General features: G+C 46.5%; 16 protein-coding genes. 9 read left to right on the top strand and 7 right to left on the bottom strand.

Annotated features, from left to right (window positions below):
- Positions 1-525 precede the first annotated feature (525 nt).
- Positions 526-3,234, top strand: coding sequence for an HTH-type transcriptional regulator MalT (malT, locus tag L4D74_RS15035; protein ID WP_428752967.1), 2,709 nt, complete (start codon positions 526-528; stop codon positions 3,232-3,234).
- 230 nt (positions 3,235-3,464) lie between these two features.
- Here the strand turns inward: malT and L4D74_RS15030 are convergent, their stop codons facing one another.
- From L4D74_RS15030 to L4D74_RS15000, 7 genes are all read right to left on the bottom strand, one after another.
- On the bottom strand, positions 3,465-4,313 hold the full coding sequence (locus L4D74_RS15030; RefSeq protein ID WP_428752965.1) for an ABC transporter permease: 849 nt from the start codon (positions 4,311-4,313) through the stop codon (positions 3,465-3,467).
- A 4-nt stretch (positions 4,314-4,317) separates the two neighbouring features.
- A complete protein-coding gene (locus tag L4D74_RS15025) occupies positions 4,318-5,598 on the bottom strand; it encodes an ABC transporter permease (RefSeq protein WP_428752963.1) in 1,281 nt (426 codons plus the stop codon).
- Entirely contained in the window at positions 5,595-6,731 is a 1,137-nt protein-coding gene (locus L4D74_RS15020; RefSeq protein WP_428752962.1) for an ABC transporter ATP-binding protein, read from the bottom strand. The genes L4D74_RS15025 and L4D74_RS15020 overlap by 4 nt, the downstream gene beginning before the upstream one ends.
- Before the next feature lie 61 nt (positions 6,732-6,792).
- On the bottom strand, positions 6,793-7,707 hold the full coding sequence (locus tag L4D74_RS15015) for a dihydrodipicolinate synthase family protein (protein WP_428752960.1): 915 nt from the start codon (positions 7,705-7,707) through the stop codon (positions 6,793-6,795).
- 55 nt (positions 7,708-7,762) lie between these two features.
- On the bottom strand, positions 7,763-8,770 hold the full coding sequence (lhpI, locus tag L4D74_RS15010; protein WP_428752959.1) for a bifunctional Delta(1)-pyrroline-2-carboxylate/Delta(1)-piperideine-2-carboxylate reductase: 1,008 nt from the start codon (positions 8,768-8,770) through the stop codon (positions 7,763-7,765).
- Positions 8,771-8,835: 65 nt separating this feature from the next.
- Complete coding sequence (locus L4D74_RS15005) at positions 8,836-9,891, bottom strand: ABC transporter substrate-binding protein (RefSeq protein ID WP_428752993.1); 1,056 nt, start codon at positions 9,889-9,891, stop codon at positions 8,836-8,838.
- A gap of 148 nt (positions 9,892-10,039) precedes the next feature.
- Positions 10,040-11,272 (bottom strand): NAD(P)/FAD-dependent oxidoreductase, encoded by a 1,233-nt coding sequence (locus tag L4D74_RS15000; RefSeq protein ID WP_428752958.1) that lies wholly within the window; start codon positions 11,270-11,272, stop codon positions 10,040-10,042.
- 134 nt (positions 11,273-11,406) lie between these two features.
- On the opposite strand from L4D74_RS15000, the gene L4D74_RS14995 reads away from it, so the two are divergent.
- The 8 genes from L4D74_RS14995 (at position 11,407) to L4D74_RS14960 (ending at position 20,421) form a co-directional block, all read left to right on the top strand.
- On the top strand, positions 11,407-12,408 hold the full coding sequence (locus L4D74_RS14995; protein ID WP_265676482.1) for a 4-hydroxyproline epimerase: 1,002 nt from the start codon (positions 11,407-11,409) through the stop codon (positions 12,406-12,408).
- A 21-nt stretch (positions 12,409-12,429) separates the two neighbouring features.
- The gene (locus tag L4D74_RS14990; RefSeq protein WP_428752956.1) at positions 12,430-13,962 is read left to right on the top strand and encodes an aldehyde dehydrogenase (NADP(+)); all 1,533 of its coding nucleotides are present in this window, start codon (positions 12,430-12,432) and stop codon (positions 13,960-13,962) included.
- A 149-nt stretch (positions 13,963-14,111) separates the two neighbouring features.
- Entirely contained in the window at positions 14,112-14,786 is a 675-nt protein-coding gene (locus L4D74_RS14985) for a GntR family transcriptional regulator (RefSeq protein WP_265676486.1), read from the top strand.
- Between the two features lie 72 nt (positions 14,787-14,858).
- On the top strand, positions 14,859-15,638 hold the full coding sequence (locus L4D74_RS14980) for a transcriptional regulator (RefSeq protein ID WP_428752954.1): 780 nt from the start codon (positions 14,859-14,861) through the stop codon (positions 15,636-15,638).
- Positions 15,639-15,852: 214 nt separating this feature from the next.
- Complete coding sequence (locus L4D74_RS14975) at positions 15,853-17,463, top strand: peptide ABC transporter substrate-binding protein (RefSeq protein ID WP_428752953.1); 1,611 nt, start codon at positions 15,853-15,855, stop codon at positions 17,461-17,463.
- Between the two features lie 94 nt (positions 17,464-17,557).
- A complete protein-coding gene (gene oppB / locus L4D74_RS14970) occupies positions 17,558-18,478 on the top strand; it encodes an oligopeptide ABC transporter permease OppB (protein ID WP_428752951.1) in 921 nt (306 codons plus the stop codon).
- Positions 18,479-18,486: 8 nt separating this feature from the next.
- A complete protein-coding gene (locus L4D74_RS14965) occupies positions 18,487-19,419 on the top strand; it encodes an ABC transporter permease subunit (protein WP_428752949.1) in 933 nt (310 codons plus the stop codon).
- A gap of 12 nt (positions 19,420-19,431) precedes the next feature.
- Entirely contained in the window at positions 19,432-20,421 is a 990-nt protein-coding gene (locus L4D74_RS14960) for an ABC transporter ATP-binding protein (protein WP_428752948.1), read from the top strand.

Here is a 20,421-nt window from a genome sequence, read left to right as displayed (position 1 = left end):
ATCGTGCATGGTGACGTCTCCTTAAACATCCTCCTATCTCCGACTCCGTGGAGGATGAGTGACGAGGGCGTAGAGGGCGTACTCCCCCTCATTAAGTGATCAATATCTCATTGCGCTCGAGCTTTAGCTTTTATCCGGTGATACCGATCACGCCAACGTCACTTTCACTGTAATCGCTAACTAAGTCGTTACCGTGAATTAGATGCATATCAAATTCAATATTTGAGTCTGAGATCACAATTGCATTCAAATTTTCACCTAATCAGGCCAATTTTTTGTATACATGACGCGAAATGCAGACCGTAAACAACCAATCATACGTGACTCAAATCACAAAAATGCGGCGTAGTTGGTGTAAAAATCGTTTTATGAACAAAATCTAGCCATTGATCAAACATTGTAGAGCTAGACCTCGCCTACCATCGGAATGGCATCGTTAAATCGGTTAATTTATCACCAAACCTCTTCATGAAAGACGCTAACGGTTAGCACATACTCTAACTATAAAAATGACAGGAAATATCTATGTGGATTCCTTCAAAATTAACTCGCCCTGGACGCTTACATAACGCGATCGTTCGCCCACGAGTTTTGGATCTGCTTTCGCAGGCCCCTTTTTACAAGCTTGTACTTTTCCGCTCTCCTGCTGGCTACGGTAAAACCACCATGGCAGCTCAGTGGTTATCAGACAAACCACATGTTGGCTGGTATAGTATTGATGAAAGTGACAATGACTCATTCCGCTTCGTCAATTACCTACTTCAAGCCATTAACAAAGCCACCAGTAATAGTTGCCCAAATTCCCAAAAACTAGCAGAACGTCGACAGTTTTCCTCTCTGCATTCCCTGCTTGGGGAGGTGTTTTCCGAACTTACTTGTTACCACCATGAATGCTATGTTGTTCTTGATGATTATCACCTCATCCATGATGAAGATATTCATGAAGCGATGCGCTTTTTCCTCAAACATATGCCAGATAATATTACGCTTGTGGTCACCAGCCGCGGCAACCCACCATTGGGTACTGCCAACTTGCGTGTACGTGATCTTATGATCGAAATTGGTAATGAATTACTCGCGTTTGACACCGAAGAAACCACGCGGTTCTTTAATCTTCGTCTCGCCGACGATATTGATGATGAAACCGCGAATTCCCTCAGAACCTATGTCGAAGGCTGGCCATCTGCGTTGCAATTGTTTGCGCTGCAAGCTCAGCACCAAAAACGCACATTAGCGCAATCTGTGGAAACTATATCGCAATTTAACCACGCGCATCTTTGGGACTATTTGATTGAAGAAGTCTTTGATTTGTTGGATAAAGACACCCGAAACTTCCTCATGCAGTGCTCGGTATTGGATCACTTTAACGACAACCTTGTTACGGCGTTAACCAAACGCAACGACGCCTTGAGCATGATTGAATCTCTCAACCGATTCGGCTTGTTTATCTACCCCCTTGAAGGTGAAAACAACTGGTTTAGATTCCATAATCTATTTGCTGAATTTCTTTCGCATGAACGTAAAGCCCGCATTCCTCAACAAGAACTGGATCTTCACCTTGCCGCGGCTCAAGCTTGGCTTGATCAAAGCGTTCCTCACCAAGCACTTAGACACGCGAGATTGGCGGCCAATAGTGAGCTCGTCGTGACAATTCTCAATGAGTTCGGTTGGAAAATGTTTAACCAAGGCGAACTTGCGACCCTAGAAGAAGCGATTCAAGTACTTACCGATGACCAACTCTATAGCCATCCTCGATTATGTATGCTGCAGGCGTGGCTCGCACAAAGCCAACACCGCTACAATGAAGTGGGTGAGCTTATTGCCAAATCGGATAAAGAAATGGCCGCTAGGAATATTGAGCGTTCTCAAAAAGAAGAGGGCGAATTCAACGCACTTCGCGCGCAGGTCGCCATTAACCAAAATTCCCCGCAAACAGCACTAGAACTGGCTGAATTAGCCCTTGGCGAGCTTGACCATTCTGTTTATCGCAGCCGAATTGTCGCCACGTCTGTCGTCGGTGAAGTCAACCATGTAACGGGACAACTCAGTCGAGCGCTGCCTATGATGCAGCAAACGGAAAAACTTGCTCGTCAATATCATGTCTATCACCAAGCGCTATGGGCGCAACTACAACAAAGTGAAATACTAATTGCCCAAGGTTACGTGCAAGCGGCGTATGAAGTGCAAGAAAGCGCCTTTCGATTGATCGAAGAGCAGCAACTGCACCAAGTCCCAATGCACGAGTTCTTACTACGAGTCAGAGCACAAATCCTATGGTGTTGGAACCGTCTTGATGAAGCCGAAGAGTGCGCATACAAAGGGCTAGACATCCTTGGTAAACACGAACCAAGCAAACACTTACATAGCTACTCAATGATTGCGCGTATCGCCATTGGACGCGGCGAGTTAGATAAAGCTTCGAAGACCATCGAACAAATTCAGCACCTAATGAAAGAGTCGACTTACCACGTTGACTGGACAGCCAACGCTTCGTTATCCCTACTGCTCTATTGGCAGGCGAGAGGTGACTTAGAAGCGATTGAGCAATGGCTTGAAACCGCTATCAGGCCGGATAACGCGTGTAATCACTTTTTACAACTTCAATGGCGCAACATTGCCCGCGCTCAAATTTGCCTCGGACAATTTGATGCAGCAAAGGAAACACTCGCGTTTTTATCCAAAGAAGCAGACACCTATCAATTGGTTACCGACACCAATCGAAACCTGATTGTAGAAGCGATTCTTTGGGTCCAGCTCGGTGATAATGACACAGCAAAAGTGCGTCTAAAAGAAGCGCTAGTACTAACCAACCAGACCGGAATGATTGGCAACTTTCTTATTGATGGTGGCACGATTGGTCACCTACTTGAAAAGCTCGCTTCTCGTTCCGAGCTAGGCGATCTAGAGCGCCATCGCGCACAGTTGTTGATGAAAAATATCAACACCACACAACGCAGTCGCTCAGTGCACTTTAATGAAGAATTCGTCGAGAAGTTAGTCAATCACCCTAATATTCCTGAGTTAGTACGTACTAGCCCGCTAACCCAGCGTGAATGGCAGGTTCTGGGACTCATTTACTCAGGGTTTAGCAATGAGCAAATTGCACAAGAGCTTGATGTCGCGGGTACCACAATAAAAACGCACATTCGTAACCTTTACCAAAAACTTAATATTGCTAACCGTAAAGAGGCCATCAGCACCGCTGAAAATCTCTTACAGTTAATGGGATATTAAGCCTATTACTATCGATGAGTGCTAGCACAGAGCAGTAAGCGCTAATACAAAGCAGTAAGCGCTATCACAAAGCAATAAGCCCTAGCATGACGCAATGACTAAAACAGCGTGATAGCTAGGGCTTAGCCATAAAAAAAACGCTCACAGGAGAGAGCGTTTGGGCAAATTGGTATATCCATCAATAGACGTTGGAAACCCTCCCGGACGAAAAGCCTCCACCTCCGCCCAAATTATTCTCTAATGCCCCTTAACCGCATATTGCGACGGCGCAGATATTCAAGCGTAATGAGCAAGAGCACTGACATCAAAATTAATAGCGATGCGACTGCCAATATCGTTGGGCTGATTTGCTCTCGAATACCCGACCACATTTGCCTTGGTACAGTACGCTGCTCTGCGCCAGTCAAAAACAACGCCACGACCACCTCATCAAATGACGTGCCAAACGCAAACAAGCCACCCGATATCATACCGGGACGAATCAGAGGAAAGGTCACCTTCCTAAAGGCATAAACCGGATTCGCGCCTAAACTGGCCGCTGCTTTCGTAAGAGTATGATCAAAACCACTCAGTGTCGCACTCACGGTAATGACAACAAAAGGCGTGCCGAGAGCAGCATGGGCCAGAATAATCCCAGGCATGGTTTGAGCAAGACCAAAACGGGTATAGAAGAAGTACATTGCCGCAGCAGAAATAATCACAGGCACAATCATTGGAGAAATCAACAGCGCCAAAATCACATTACGAAACGGCAGCTTGGCATTCGATAACCCTAATGCCGCTAATGTCCCTAACAGCGTCGCCAACAACGCTGCCATCGAAGCGATAAACGTACTGTTTTTCAATGCTTGTAACCATTGCTGATTAGTAAACATCTCCTGATACCAACGTAGCGAATAAGCGGCGGGATCAAGATTAAGCATGCCTTCTGTAAAGGTAAAATACGGCGTCGCATTAAACGATAACGGCACAATAATCATGATGGGCGCAATTAAGAACAATAAAACCATGCTGCAAAACATCAAGTACGCCCAATAGCCTGATCGTTCTATCCGAGATGCGTAGATAGGTAGAGCCATAACGTTAACCTCCCACTCGAAGATTGTTGATACCAACCACACGGTTGAATAAGTAAAACAGTCCTAAAACGAGTACTAATAACAACCCACCAAGCGCACCAGCCATCCCCCAATTCAATGACGTTTGCATGTGATACGCGATCATATTGGAAATCATTTGCCCGCTGCGACCGCCTACCAGCGCAGGAGTAATGTAAAAACCAATCGACAAAATAAAGGTCAGCAAACATCCGGCCCCTACGCCGGGTAATGTTAACGGCATATAGACTTGAGTAAACGCGATGCGTGGCGTGGCGCCTAATGAGCGCGCGGCTCTAAAATACGTAGGACTAATTCCCTTCATAACGCTATATAGCGGCAATATCATAAACGGCAGTAAAATATGCACCATGGCAACCACAGTACCAAACGTGTTGTGAATCAATGACAAGCGTTCATCAATCACACCCAACCAAACTAATAGGTCATTCACCACCCCCTGATTTTGTAACAACACAATCCAAGATGTTGTCCGCACAAGGAGCGAGGTCCAAAACGGCAATAAGACCACAATCAATAACAAGTTAGCGCGTTTATCCGGTAAATTTGCCAACAAGTACGCCAACGGATACGCCAAAATTAAACACACCACCGTGATGACCAAAGACATCCAAATAGTCTTATAAAACAGACCCAAATAGATTTGTCTCGACTCCACTTGCTGGACAATCGATCCAGACTCATCCACTTTAAGATCCAGAGCTGAAAGATAATAATGGCTGGTATAAGCTGAATTGAGGTTTTTGATCGCCCCCCAGTACTTTGCTTTTGACCAACGCTTATCAATGGTAACCAGCTGCGCATAAGAGACGGCTCCCGCGTCAAGTTTGCTCAATTTGCGACCGGTTTTCATCAGTAGACTGCGCATTCCCGCCATTTCGATATTCAGTCTATTGGCCAGTTTAGGCAACGTCTTGGCTAAATAGAGCGCTTTAATCTCCTGAGCGAAGGTGTTGCTAACATGGTCGCTAGGATCCGCTCCCGCTTGCCACTCCACAATGGCGACAGAAGTTTGGGGAAGCGCATTAACCACGGAAGAGTTATCAACACTTCGATGCAGCATTTCTAAAATCGGAAAAGCAAACGTCAACAAAATAAAACAAACTAAAGGAAGGGTAAGGAAAAGGGATCGAGTTTGTTTCCGTCGCTCTGCTTTCGCTAATTGCTGTGATAAATCTCGCTCTTCACTTGTCAGTTGCTTGTGTAGTGTCGTAACAGATTCTAAGGAAGACAGTTCGCGACTCATACCATCATCTCCTCTTTCTTGGGGGATTCCGATGGCGAAGAAATACAATCAAGCGCATGGCAATCTTCTGCTCGCCAACCCAGCTCTACTTCTTCACCTAGTTCGACTCCTAAGCCGTGCTCTGAACTGTTTGGCACTTTGACCACTAAACGCGTCAAATCAGCCACGTCGATAATCAGCCGAAAGTGATCACCGTGATAAATCATCTCTTCCACCCGCCCAACCAGTCGGTTAGGGATGTCGGCTCCGTATGGGCGCAATATGATTTTTTCAGGACGCACCGATAACATAGTGTCGCTTTGCGTACCGCCAACAAGCACCGGTTTTGCCTGCAACTTGTGAGGACCAACGCACACGTGGCAGCGGGTTTGCTCCACTGACTGCACTTTCCCTTTTATCTGATTATTTTCACCAATAAATTGCGCAACAAAAGTATTGCTCGGTGATTCATACAACTCACTTGGTGGGGCCAATTGCTGTACCGCGCCATCGTTAAACACCGCAATACGATCCGACATCGTTAGCGCTTCATCTTGATCATGCGTCACATATAAAATCGTAATACCAAGCTTTTCATGTAGATGCTTGATTTCCATCTGCATGGTTTCTCTGAGCTTCTTATCTAGCGCCCCTAATGGCTCATCCATCAATACTAACTTAGGTTCAAAGACCAAGGCTCTGGCTAACGCTACCCTTTGTTGTTGACCTCCCGACAATTGTTTCGGGTACCGATTCGCCACTTGTGATAACTCCACCATCTCCAACACATCCAAGACCCTTTGCTTCACTTCTTCAGCAGGCATCTTTCGAACCTTGAGTGGAAAGGCTAAGTTCTCAGCGATCGTCATATGCGGAAACAACGCATAGTTTTGGAACACCATGCCGATGTCTCGTTTATGCGGGGCTAAATTATTAACGGGCGTGCCATCGATATAGATCTCGCCATTGGTCGCGGTCTCAAACCCAGCCAACATCATCAAGCAGGTCGTTTTTCCTGAACCAGAAGGTCCAAGCATGGTGACAAACTCTCCGGGAGCGATATTTAAGTTAAAGTCTTTAACAACAAGGTTTTTGCCGTCATAGGTTTTCTTCACATGCTGAAAACTCACATAATCCGTATTATTCGCTTTCATTTCTCTGCCTTCATCCATTTGAAAACAGAGCACCCCAAAGGGTGCTCACCGGTAGTGTTGCTTACAATTTGTACTTAGATAGATCAGGTCTTGAAGCGAGTGATGCTTCAACAAGACTAATCACAGCTTGACGTTCCTCGCCTTGAAGCAGCTGACGAGGTGGACGAACTTGCTCTGATCCTCGACCGCAAACTTGCTCCGCGAGCTTGATGCATTGCACTAGGGTAGGAATGGTGTCGAGTTTCAGTAGTGGTAAGAACCAACGATAGATTTCCAGCGCTTCGGCATAGCGCCCTTGGCTGGCTAGTTTATAGATGGCCACCGACTCAGCTGGAAAGGCATTCGTCAGTCCCGAAATCCACCCCGTCGCACCCAGCATTAATGATTCTAATGCGATGTCATCCACACCGCTGAAAACCGTAAAGCGGGAATCAAACTCATTGAACAATTCGGTGATTCTACGGGTATCGGTTGTGGACTCCTTTATCGCAACAATATTGTCGAACTGCGCCAGTTTTGCCATGATTTCAAGATTCACATCCACACCATAAGAGACTGGGTTGTTGTAAATCATCATTGGCATTTCGGGTGTCGCTTCCGCTAACGTGCGGTAGTACTCGTACGTTTCTGAATCTGACGTTCGATACACCATCGCTGGCATCACCATACAACCATCAACGCCTATTTTTTTTGCATCTTGCATATAATCAACGGCCGCCGAGGTAATCGACTCCGCCGTTCCGGCGATTAATGGCACTCGACCCGCCACCACCTCTTTAGCCGCTTGCAATACTTGACGTTTCTCTTCTGGATACAGCGCGCAGTTCTCACCTACCGTTCCTAAGCATATGATGCCATTCACCCCATCATTGATCTGATTATCAATCACAGTCTGCGTGGCATCTAAGTCAATCGTAAGGTCGCGTCTAAACTGAGTACTTACTGCTGGGTATACCCCTTTCCAATCAATATTCATTCAATTCCTTCCATTTGTATATTGTATGCAATTTAAAGTTCGAGCCAAAAGCCCATCATGCCCCAACCTCAAGTTGGGATGAGTTTTCAAGTACCACATGCGCTGCTGCTAAATCGGCAAGCGCACTACCAACTGATTTATATAGTGTTATTTCCTCTTGGCTATTAAGCCCTTTCCTGTAACCAGAGACCTTGCCGCGACCCAAAACTTTACCGCTGCATAGCTCTGGTAACTCAGCGATGATCTGTTCCGGTGAAAACTCGCCCTCTGCAATGGGGATGAGTAACTCGCCAGCTTCAGATAAAACATTGATACGACTGTCGACATACACCTTAGATCGCAACACCAATTGTGTATCGCACTCACGCCTATCGTGATGATGGTTACCCACCAAGTCCACATGCGTACCCGCCCTTACCTTTTCTCCCTTAAAAAGCGGTTCTGGCGAGCCCGTCACACACGACACCATGTCGGCACACTGCAAGCCTTGCTCAACATCACTGACAATACTCACTTGGTATTGCCGCTCTCTTGGTAGCGCCTGATATTCCGCACCATGAACAATTTTTTCTGCTGTCATCGCGGATTTTTGTTGGTCTCTACCCCATATCAGCACCCGCTTCAACGGTCTGATAGCGGCATACGCCCAAGCAAAATAAGCCGCTAAATGACCATTACCACAGATCAGAAGAGTATCTGCGTCCGAGCGCGCCAAATAATCGGCCGCTAATGCCGACGCCGCTGCCGTGCGCCAGTACGTCAATACTTTCGCATCCATAGAAGCCAATGGCGTACCGTCCTGACGGCGAAAAGCCAACAATCTTGATGACAACACGTCTTTACTATCTGAGATGTTGCTTGGAAAATACGTGAATGCCTTCACGGCAATCAGCTCCTCATTCCAAGCCGGTAATAACGCTAATGCATCATCACTTTCTTTTGATAAGTGCATCACATTTCGCTGCGGTACCGTTGCCGGCTGTGCATACACATGTCTCATGGCGCTGATCAGCGAACTCATACTTAGCGCGCGCTCTATCTGTTCCGACTCAAAAGTGTCCATCTGTCCTCCGTCGTTCCTGCTGAGGTATCGGAGTTAACCCACACCTCAGCTTGTAAGGATTAGTTCTAGTTCAACAACCAGGTATTAAACTCTTCATTGAGTTCATCGGCATAATCTGACCACCACTCATCATTGATAAGAAAGGCCGTGTCGAAATTACCTGGCGCGGTGGGTAAACTGGCAAGAATTTCTGGACTAACTACCGCTGATGAAGACTTTCTTGTGGGTCCATAGGCGACGTATTTCGCTTGCTCTGCCAGTGGCGTTGTGCCAGATGAGAAAACGATAAAGTCCATCGCCTTTTGAAGGTTCTTACTGCCTTTCGGAATCGCCCAACCGTTCATGTAGCCGATTTGTCGATCCCAAATAATCTTAAATGGCTGCCCTTCATCTTTTGCCGCATTGTGAATACGCCCATTAAATGCAGAGGCGATCACCACCTCTTTATCCGCTAGCATTTGTGGGGGTTGTGCGCCCGTCGTCCACCATAAAACTTCAGGTTTAATCGTATCGAGCTTCGCAAACGCTCGCGCTCGACCTTCTTCCGTTTCAAGCTGGCTGTATACCTCTTCTGGCTTAACGCCATCGGCTAGCAGCGCCCATTCAAGGTTTCCTTGCGGTTGCTTTTGTAGTGCGCGACGACCAGGAAAATTCTGCAAATCAAAGAGATCAACCAATTTGCTAGGAACCGGCTTTCCTGCAAAAGCTTCCTCATTCACCGCTAAGATGGTGGAAACGACAATAGTGTTGATCGCACACTCATGAATCGCGCCATCAATAAAGTCTTTCTCAGCAGGGGTTCCATCGCTTCCTTTTGGCAAGATGCTCGGATCAAACGGTTCTAATAAACCTTCTGCACAACCTCGTACGATGTCTGGCTTATCAAGGGAAACTAAATCCCAACGGACATTATTCGCCTCAACTTGTGCCTTAATTTCTGCCAAGCCACCGCTAAAGTCCTCTGAAACAATGGTCGTTCCTGTACTGGCAATAAATGGCTTGTGATAAGCCTCTACTTGGCTCTTTGTAAAAGCGCCCCCCCAAGACACAACGGTTAATTTATCTTCTGCTGATGCATTAAACGACGCCGCCGCAGTGATTGCAGACAGCATTATTGTCATCGGCACCAAGTTCACTCTAGACATATTTCTTTCCTTTTTTGTCTTTCCCATTAAGGCATCTTGGTACGACTATTTGACGCCATTTCATTAACTATTTATTAACATAATTGTTAAGTATATTTTATACAATATTTAATATTAAAAAATTTTAACTAAATCGGCGTAGTGTGAAAGGCGCCACATTTAACGAAGTAGGTTGCTTTTCGATCATCTGCCCCATTAACTCCGCAGTAATGGCCGCATGGGTCAAGCCTAAGTGTTGATGCCCAAAAGCCAGCAAAATATTGCCATCACAGACCGAGTCAATAACCGGCAATGAGTCACTGATTGTTGGGCGACAGCCCATCCACTCTTCTCCCAACATCGCTTTATCAATGCCGTCTTGAAGCATGATGTCGCCTTGCTCTGCCAGTAGCCGAGTTCGCTTGTTATTGAAAGGTGCACTGCTTCCCGCATATTCCACCGTCCCTGCTAATCTCAAACCATATTTCATCGGAGTCATGATAAATTTTCGATCCGCACTGCTTACCGGTATCGGCAACCGATCCTGGTGATCATCAACCATGACGTGATAGCCTCTTTCTGCTTGAATAGGCACTTTAATACCGGTCAAGGACTCAACGAAGTGACCAGAATGAACACCAGCAGCAATCACGACGTTATCGAAAGCCAAGGTGGTACCAGCACTTTGAATTTCGGCGTTTGAGGTGATTTTTTCAACCCCTTTCTGAACGAATTCTCCACCGAGTGAAGTGTACGCTTTTTCTATTGTAAGGCACATTTCATAAGGCTCTAGGGTATGCCCGGTATTAGGAAAAAACACCCCGTGACGTACTTGCAACCCTAATTTTGGCAACCTTTTTCGTAGCTGCTTTTTATCCCAAACCTCATACTCCACATCACAATGTTCAAGTGACGATAAGGTCGCTTGATAAGCGTGAAACAAAGCATCGCTTTCAAACACTAAAAGCGACCCATCCATTTTGATTAACTCTTGTTGGTGGATAGACTCAAGCAGCCGATACCAACTATCAACGGCTGACTGATTCAAGCTACTTATCGCCTTGGTAGAGCGTTCATAGGTTCTCTTTCTTGCGCTAAATAAAAAACGAATCATCCAAGGTAACGTTGCAAAAACGTCCCTCCAACGAATGGATAATGGGCTCTGAGAAGAAAAGAGCATGCTCGGTATTTGCAACAAAAGACTGGGGGTCGCGAGTGGGAAAACTTGCTCTGTGGCGATATGACCGGCGTTGCCTTTCGAGCACCCCTCAGCAGGGCCTTGTTTATCGAATATTGTCACTTGATGGCCTTGCTGTTGAAGATGCAGCCCAATCGTAAGACCAATGACTCCCCCTCCAACCACCGCAACTTTCTGCATTTTCGATCCTCCTGAATTATTCATGATCTTGCTTCGCATCACACTTCACAATATAAATTGTATAAAATATACTTAACATTAAGTTAACATTGATTGCGCATAATTCAACCACTTTGTTATCAGAGGACCTGAAAATGAGACAAGGCACCTTTTTTTGTATCGATGCTCATACCTGTGGCAATCCCGTACGATTGGTTGCTGGTGGGGTACCACCGCTCGAAGGCAATACCATGAGTGAAAAACGTCAATACTTTCTCACGCACTATGATTGGATTCGTCAGGCATTAATGTTTGAACCACGCGGTCATTCGATTATGTCAGGTTCTGTGGTGCTGCCTCCTTGCAGCAGTAATGCTGACGCCTCGATCTTATTTATTGAAACGAGCGGGTGCTTACCGATGTGCGGACATGGCACGATTGGCACTGTCACCGCCGCCATCGAGAACAAACTCATTCATCCTAAGGTTCCGGGACAACTTATTCTCGACGTGCCTGCAGGGCAAATTACCGTCCACTATCAGATGGACGACGACAAAGTGACATCAGTGAAAATCTTTAATGTACCCGCCTACCTCGCCCATCGAGATGTCAAAGTCTATGTGGAGGGAATGGGTGAAATTAGTGTGGATGTCTCCTATGGAGGAAACTACTACGTCATTGTCGATCCCCAAGAAAATTACTTGGGACTAGAGCATTACTCACCCGATGAAATTCTGATCCTTAGCCCTAAAGTACGCCAAGCCGTTTCTGATGCGGTGCAGTGCGTGCACCCCGACGACCCCACCGTCAAAGGCGTCTCACATGTTCTGTGGACAGGCACACCAACGCAACCGGGAGCGACTGCGAAAAATGCGGTTTTCTACGGTGATAAAGCATTGGACCGCTCACCTTGTGGAACAGGCACCAGCGCTCGCATGGCGCAATGGCATGCCAAAGGCCGACTTGCCCAAGGAGAAGACTTTATCCATGAGAGTATCATTGGCAGTTTATTCCATGGTCGTATTGAGTCAGAGACCAGCGTCAATGGCAAAGCGGCGATCTTGCCGAGTATCGAAGGATGGGCGCAAGTGTATGGCCACAACACAATTTGGGTCGACGACAACGACCCTTATGCCTACGGATTTGAAGTAAAATAATCAACAAAGGACAACACAATCATGGTTAAGCCCGATACTTTTCAAGCCATTAACGCCTTTACTGGGGAGCCAATCATCGGCTCATTTCCAATACAAGGCAAAGATGACGTAGATGCAGCATGCATGAGCGCCCATAAGATTGCGCGAGAATACCGATACACCTCCAGTGAACAACGTGCTCAACTGCTTGACATCATCGCAGAGAAACTGTTGCTACGCACCGATGAAATTGCGGCGCGCGCGCATTTGGAAACCGCACTGCCCCTTCCTCGTTTAAATGGTGAAATGGGCAGAACCGCCAATCAATTACGATTATTTGCCAGCGTGTTACGTCAAGGTCACTGGCACCGAGCCATTGTTGATACGCCAGATCCACAAAGACAGCCGCTCGCAAAGCCCGATATTCGTCAGCAGCATATTGCTTTAGGTCCTGTCGCCGTATTTGGAGCCTCCAACTTTCCACTGGCCTTTTCTACCGCTGGCGGCGACACCGCCTCTGCACTTGCCGCTGGTTGCCCAGTAATTGTCAAGGGTCACAGCGCCCACCCGGGAACCAGTGAATTGGTCGCACAATGTATTCAACAAGCGCTATCCGAATGCGAACTACCGCAAGCTGTTTTCACCTTGTTGCAAGGAAACAAACGCGAATTAGGTACCTCACTGGTTTCTCATCCACTTGTTCAGGCGGTTGGGTTTACCGGGTCAGTCGGCGGTGGACGCGCTCTGTTTGATTTAGCTCAGCAGCGCCCTATTCCCATTCCATTTTATGGGGAATTAGGTGCTATCAACCCAACGTTTATTTTCCCGAATGCCCTAAATGACTATCAAAGCCTTGCCGAGCAATTCGTCCAATCCATGACGCTAGGCTGTGGACAGTTTTGCACTAAGCCAGGTGTTATATTTGTGGTTGATGACGCTAACTCCAGTGCGTTTATTGAGACGGCTCAACACCTCATCAGCCAGCAAAATGGTCATGTGCTATTAACCCCAAGCATTCGTGATGCGTATTGCCAACACATCCAGCTACGAGCAAAAGATGCCGGTTTATTGCATAGCCGAAATCAAAATATTAGTGAAGGCGTCGCCAGTACACTATTTGTGACCGATAGCCAAGCATGGCGCAATAACCCACAGTGGGAAGAGGAGATTTTTGGTCCCCAATCCATGATTGTCCTTTGCCGTGATATCGACGATATGCAAGCATTAAGTGAGCAATTAGCTGGATCACTCACCGCCACCATTCATGCCGATAGCAAAGACTATCCGCAAGTCACGCGGTTATTAGCTAGGTTGGAAGAAATGGCCGGGCGAATCGTCTTTAATGGCTGGCCAACGGGTGTAGAAGTCAGTTATGCCATGATACATGGTGGCCCCTACCCTGCGTCCACTCATGCGGCGTCGACATCCGTCGGGGCAAGCGCTATTGAGCGCTGGCTTAGACCTGTCGCCTATCAATCACTCCCTGAAGCCTTACTGCCACCAGCATTAAGTTCATCAAACCCTTTATCAGTACCGAGATTAGTTGATGGTAAAACGTGGATGGTAAAAGGTTGATGGCAAAATAAGTCACCGACTAAAAAGGCACCAATTGGTGCCTTTCTTATCGCATACGTCTCAAAAAATCGCCATCAAGACCAGAACCGTCGCAATAATCACTACACTCAGTGTATATTGGATAAAATATCGATTTCCCGGAGACTTGGATGTCACAAAAACCCATATTTAAAACCCGTACTCAACTAGTAGAAGAAGCCATTCGTACCCGGATCCTCAAAGGTGAGTTCAAAACAGGTCAACCATTGCGACAAGATGCATTGGCTCAAGAATTTAATGTCAGTCGTATTCCGGTACGAGAAGCGCTAGTACAACTAGAGGCGCAAGGGTTAGTGAGCTTTGAAGCCCATAAAGGGGCCACAGTAACTGAGCTTTCTCCCGATAAAATTGATGAATTATTTGAGCTCAGGGCAGTTATAGAGTGCCACATTCTAGAACGCGCGATTCAAAACATGACAGAAGCGGATCTCAATCGAGCTCAACAAGTGCGCGAACGATTTGAAAGTATCGTCAATAGTGGTGATGAGGTAGAAGAGTGGAGCAACTACAACTACGAATTTCACAAAGCGCTATACAGCCCAGCTAACATGCCTGAAACCATGGATATTATTAGCAACCTTAACACCAAATGTGATCGGTATATTCGGCTACAACTGCTGTTTACTACCGGTATTAAGAAAGCGGAAGACGAACATCTCGCCCTGTTTGAAATGTGCCAAAACAAAGATGTAGACGGTGCTAAATACCTACTCAAAAAGCACATTATCGAAGCGGGTACCGCCATTAGAAACTTACTACTTGAACGGCAAAACCCTAAAACATAATGCCCCTAAGGCATAGCAAACCTAAGTATGAACAGTCGTTAGTCAGTCGTTAACCTAAGGAGTGGATCAAAGATGCATGTAGGACCACGATTTATACTCGCTGCAATACGGAAAAAAATAAAAGATGAGGGTCTCGGTTATAGCGCATTATCCGATAGAACCGGGATTCCTCTCTCTACGATTAAACGTCACCTACACAGTCCTACCCTTGGGTTAGACAAAATTTTAATGTACGTAAACTATCTCAACACCGATTTAATTGAACTGTCTAAAATCGCCAATCAAATTCAACATGAAAATGCACAAATTATCTGCGGCGATTTAAGTGATTTGTTTTTGGACCACCCCTATTTACTTGATTTTATTTACATGCTCACCGCACGCAACCTCTCCCCAGACGCTATTGCACGGACACATGACCTCGACGATATCAGTCTAAGGTTCTATCTGCGTATCGCTGAAATCTTGGGGTATATCGAAGACTTTGGCGATGGTGTGATCTACCGCTCTGGCAGCCGATTTCTTACCGAAGAAGGCTCTAAGCTAGATGCGTTATTTAGGCAACGATTCCAAGACGAATCCCTATCACACCCAATCCCTGCAAATTTTTGTATTGGCCGTATTCGCCTCACGCCCTCTCAAATCGACCAACTTGAACAAGACTTCTACGCTAAATTGATCGAATTAAATGCCATGAACACATCATGTGAAGAAGGAGAACTCACTAATATTCTGATGCGATTTACGCCCGGAAAACAAATTCTCTTTTCAGATGGGCTTCCTAACATTGACGGCACACTGCTCAAACAAATTTCAGAACGCTTCAATCAAATAAAAAACCAAGCCGAATAACGATCAAGACACTTATTTCATCACCGCTGGTGCTACACCAAGTTCAATAAAGCGCAAACTTCTCTCACACTATTTATCTTGGTCTCAGTTTCTGAGACCAACAAGCTCTCCGAATGACGTCTCGTTAATAAAATGTTAACAACTCATTGCGCGAAGATTTTATACAATATACCTTTTCCTTGTTGGATAACCATAACGACACAACGAGGAAGTGATGAATAAAAGTAAACTGTTGATATTAAGCGCTATCGTTGCAAGCGCGCTCGCCGGAACCGCGGTTGCAAAACCGTATCCACAAGGAACTCAACTCGCAAAAGAGCAAGCGATTACACTCAATAATGGCGCGGAAGTCACCTCAATCGATCCTGCAAAACAAGCTGCAGAGCCTGCCTTTAATCTCGGTCGAGATTTGTTCGAAGGGCTCACCGTGCAAGATAAAACCGGTAAAACCATACCCGGTATTGCCACCGCTTGGCACGCCAGTCATAACAATACCGTCTATACCTTTCAGCTTCGCCAATCTAAATGGTCTAACGGCGAGCCGCTCACCGCTCATGATTTTGTGTACAGCTGGCAACGACTGCTCGACCCTAACACCGCCTCCCCTTATGCATGGTTTGCTGCGATACCAAAAATCAAAAACTCCGCCGCTATCATGAAAGGAAAAATGGCGCCAGATACGCTAGGTGTTCGCGCAATCGATGATTATACCTTTGAAGTCACCCTTGAGCAGTCCGTCCCCTTCTTTATCAAACTGCTGGGGCATCCTGTCTTAGCGCCAGTGCATCAAGCGACCATTGAAAAACACGGCAGTAATTGGACTCAACCAGAGAATATCGTCACTAACGGCGCGTTCACAGTGTCTAGCTGGAAGGTCAATGAAAAAATGGTGATGACCAAAAACCCGCACTATTGGGACGCTAACAATGTGGTCTTAGATAAGGTGACGTGGCTTCCGATTGGAGATGCCAATGTGGCACTTAATCGCTACCTTGCGGGTGATATTGACCAAGCGCTATCTATTCCATCCGCTCAAAAGAAAAAACTGTTAAAACAATACCCTGAGCAGGTCGCCGATACCAGTGCATCTCTTGGCTCCACATTTTACTACCTCAATACTGAAAAGGGGCCAACCAAAGACATTCGAGTCAGAACCGCGCTGTCCTATGCCATTGATCGTACTATCCTCACCAAAGCGATCTTGAAAAATGGCGGCATCCCTATGTTCACGCTGGTGCCACCTCAAACCGATGGCTTCAAAAGTCATACGCCCGACTATGCGACTTGGACACAAAAACAGCGTAACGAACAAGCTAAATTGCTGCTCAAAAATGCGGGTTACGACAAAGAGAATCCGTTAAAACTCACCTTCACCGTGCCGACATTTTCTAACGACGTAAAGATGGCAACGGCGATGGCTGGTATGTGGAAAAGTGTCTTAGGTGTGCAAATCGACATTCAGCAACTCGAACCTAAAGTATTTTACGCCCTAAAAGATCCCGGTAACGTCAGCCGAGGGGGTTGGACAGCCGACTACAATGAAGCGTCAACGTGGCTGGATATTTTTGTCTCCAACGGTGAGTACAATGACTCAAAATACAATAACGCCGTGTACGACAAGCTAATGAGCGAGTCAAAAGTATTGGCTGATCCTTCTCAGGCATACATCCAAGCAGAAACCTTGTTGATTGACGAAATGGCGATCATCCCCGTTTACCGTCCTGGCAATGACCAATACTTGGTTAAACCCCATATTGGCGGGTATGAACGCACCAATCCTGAATCTTCCTATTACCGAAAGAATGTCTACGTCCTAGCGCAATAAAGGCATAACGCTTGGGCCTACCTGACAGCAACGTCTCTAATAACGAAATGAGCGACGTGGGTAGGCCCCTTTTTCACTTTATATGGAGGTGATTATGTTGTGGTACATCTTACGGCGAGTCTGCATCGCTATTCCAACCTTACTTTTTATCGCACTGGTTTCATTTTGGCTGATGCATATCGCACCCGGTGGACCATTCGATATGGAACGACCGATGCCCGAAATTGTTCGCGCTAATATTGAAGCGAAATTTCATCTTAATGAACCGTTTCTGGTGCAGTATTTCCTCTACATTAAGAACTTCGTGCAGGGTGATTTAGGCCCAAGCTTCGTCTACCATGACTTTACAGTCACCCAACTGGTAGCTCAATCTTGGCCAGTTTCCGCCGTCCTTGGCGTACTTTCTTTTTGTATTTCCGTACCAATTGGCATGTTACTCGGCACTATCGCAGCATTAAATCGTAATAGCCGCCTCGACTACTTGCTGATGTCACTTTCCATGACTGGCGTGGTGATCCCTGCATTTGTTCTCGCCCCCGTGTTAGTCACGGTGTTTTCCATTCATTTAGGGTGGCTGCCTGCGGGAGGGTGGGAAAACGGCTCGGCGGCATTTTTAGTTCTACCGGTACTGAGCTTAGCTATTGGGTCAGTGGCAAGTATTGCGCGTGTTATGCGCGGCGCCATGATAGAAACCCTGAATCAGCCGTATATTCGCACCGCGCAAGCCAAGGGGCTATCAACGGCTTACCTGTTATTTCACCATGCTCTTCGCCCGTCACTCATTCCTGTGATTGCCATGTTAGGTCCTGCCTTTGTCGCTGTCGTCACGGGTTCAGTGATCATCGATATTTTCTTTGGTACGGGAGGGATGGGACAACACTTTGTCTCTGGCGCACTTAACCGAGACTACGGATTAGTCATGGGGATTACCTTGATTGTCGCCACTCTCACGATCTTTTTTAATTTAGTTGTCGATCTGCTTTACACCGTGATTGACCCAAGAATCCAAGTTTAGGTGGCACTATGATAACCACTAAAAAACTCGACGCTTCTCAATTTTCAGAGCAAGTTGTTAGCAATATCGACGCCGTTGAAGGGCGCAGCTTATGGCAAGATGCATGGGGGCGATTTAGAAAAAACCGCGCCGCGATGACTTCCGTTTATTTACTGGGTTTTATCGTTTTATGTATTACGCTTGGCCCTCACCTCACCCCGTTTAGCCATGACGAGATTGACTGGAATGTCGTTAGTGACCCTTATGAACTTGGCAAGCCATCCGTTGCGACCAAGCACTATTTTGGTACTGATGATTTAGGCCAGGACTTGTTTGCTCGCACCATGAAAGGCGGTCAACTTTCCATCATGGTCGGCTTTATGGGGGCGCTGGTTGCCGTTGTCATTGGCACGATCTGGGGCAGTATTTCTGGCTACCTTGGTGGCGCGGTTGATGGCGCAATGATGAGAGTAATTGAAATCCTCGACTCCGTCCCATTCATGTTTATGGTCATACTTTTTGTCACCCTGTTTGGCAACAATATTTATTTGATCTTCGTGGTCATTGGCATGGTGTCTTGGCTTGGCATCGCCCGCGTGGTTCGGGGCGTGACATTTAGCATTAAAAAGCGTGAATTTATTGAAGCCGCACACTCGATTGGCGTATCAAAACTCACCATCGTTCGCCGCCATATTTTACCGAATGTACTGGGAATTGTGATGGTGTACTCCTCCCTAATGGTGCCTGGCTTTATCATGTTTGAATCTTTTCTTAGCTTTCTAGGCTTAGGCGTACAACCACCTGATACCAGCTGGGGCATTCTCATTGCTGAAGGTGCAAAAACCATCGATGTGGCACTTTGGTTGTTATTGTTCCCATCAACATTTTTGGTCGCGACCCTGTTCTGTTTCAATTTTATTGGTGACGGGCTGCGAGATGCGCTTGATCCCAAAGACCGCTAGGAAGGCACTGCTATGACAATACTGACCATTAACAATATGAATGTCGACTTTGCAACGGCCGACGGCAATGTGAAAGCCGTGAATAACCTTAATTACAGCATTAGCGCAGGTGAAACCCTCGGTATCGTTGGCGAGTCTGGTTCAGGTAAAAGCCAATCCGTATTCGCGCTAATGGGGCTGACCGCACATAACGGTAGAGTATCTGGGGAAGCGAATTTGCATGGTGAAAACTTGCTCACCATGTCTAAAGCTCAGCTCAATCACATTCGTGCAGAAAAAATCAGCATGATTTTTCAAGATCCAATGACGTCACTCAATCCGTTTATGAAGATTGGCAAGCAGTTGTGTGAAGTGCTGATAATACATAAAGGCCTCACGAAAAGGGAGGCGAGGCACGAGTCTATAAAAATGTTAGATGCCGTGCGTATCCCCTCTCCAGAAACACGACTAAACCAATACCCTCATGAACTTTCTGGAGGCATGAGGCAACGGGTCATGATCGCGATGGCACTGCTTTGTCGCCCTGAACTGCTCATCGCAGATGAACCTACGACTGCGCTTGATGTGACCGTACAAGCGCAAATACTCACGCTGCTTAAAGAGCTGCAACAAGAGTTCAACACCGCCATTTTGCTGATTACTCATGATATGGGTGTCGTCGCGGAAATGTGCGATCGAGTATTGGTAATGTATGGGGGTAATCGTATGGAGCAAGCCGATACTGAAAGTCTGTTTAACACGCCCTCTCATCCCTATACACAAGGTTTATTGCGCGCTATCCCTTCCGTAACAGAAGATATGGATCGCCTCCCAACTATCCCCGGTAGCCCACCAAGCGCACTCATTAATCATAAAGGCTGCCCGTTCAAAGAACGTTGTGAACACTATAAACCAGAATGCAGCGTCGCGATGCCAGCATTTTTACCAGTAAGACCTAATCAATCCATTGCTTGTCATGTCTTTGGTCAGCAAACCGTTACGCCTATTCTACAGACCGCTTAA

Source organism: Vibrio cionasavignyae (assembly GCF_050337155.1).
GTDB classification, from domain to species: domain Bacteria; phylum Pseudomonadota; class Gammaproteobacteria; order Enterobacterales; family Vibrionaceae; genus Vibrio; species Vibrio nomapromontoriensis.
The sequence above is the reverse complement of the archived record's forward strand: the minus strand, read 5'-3'. Positions and strand labels throughout refer to the sequence as shown.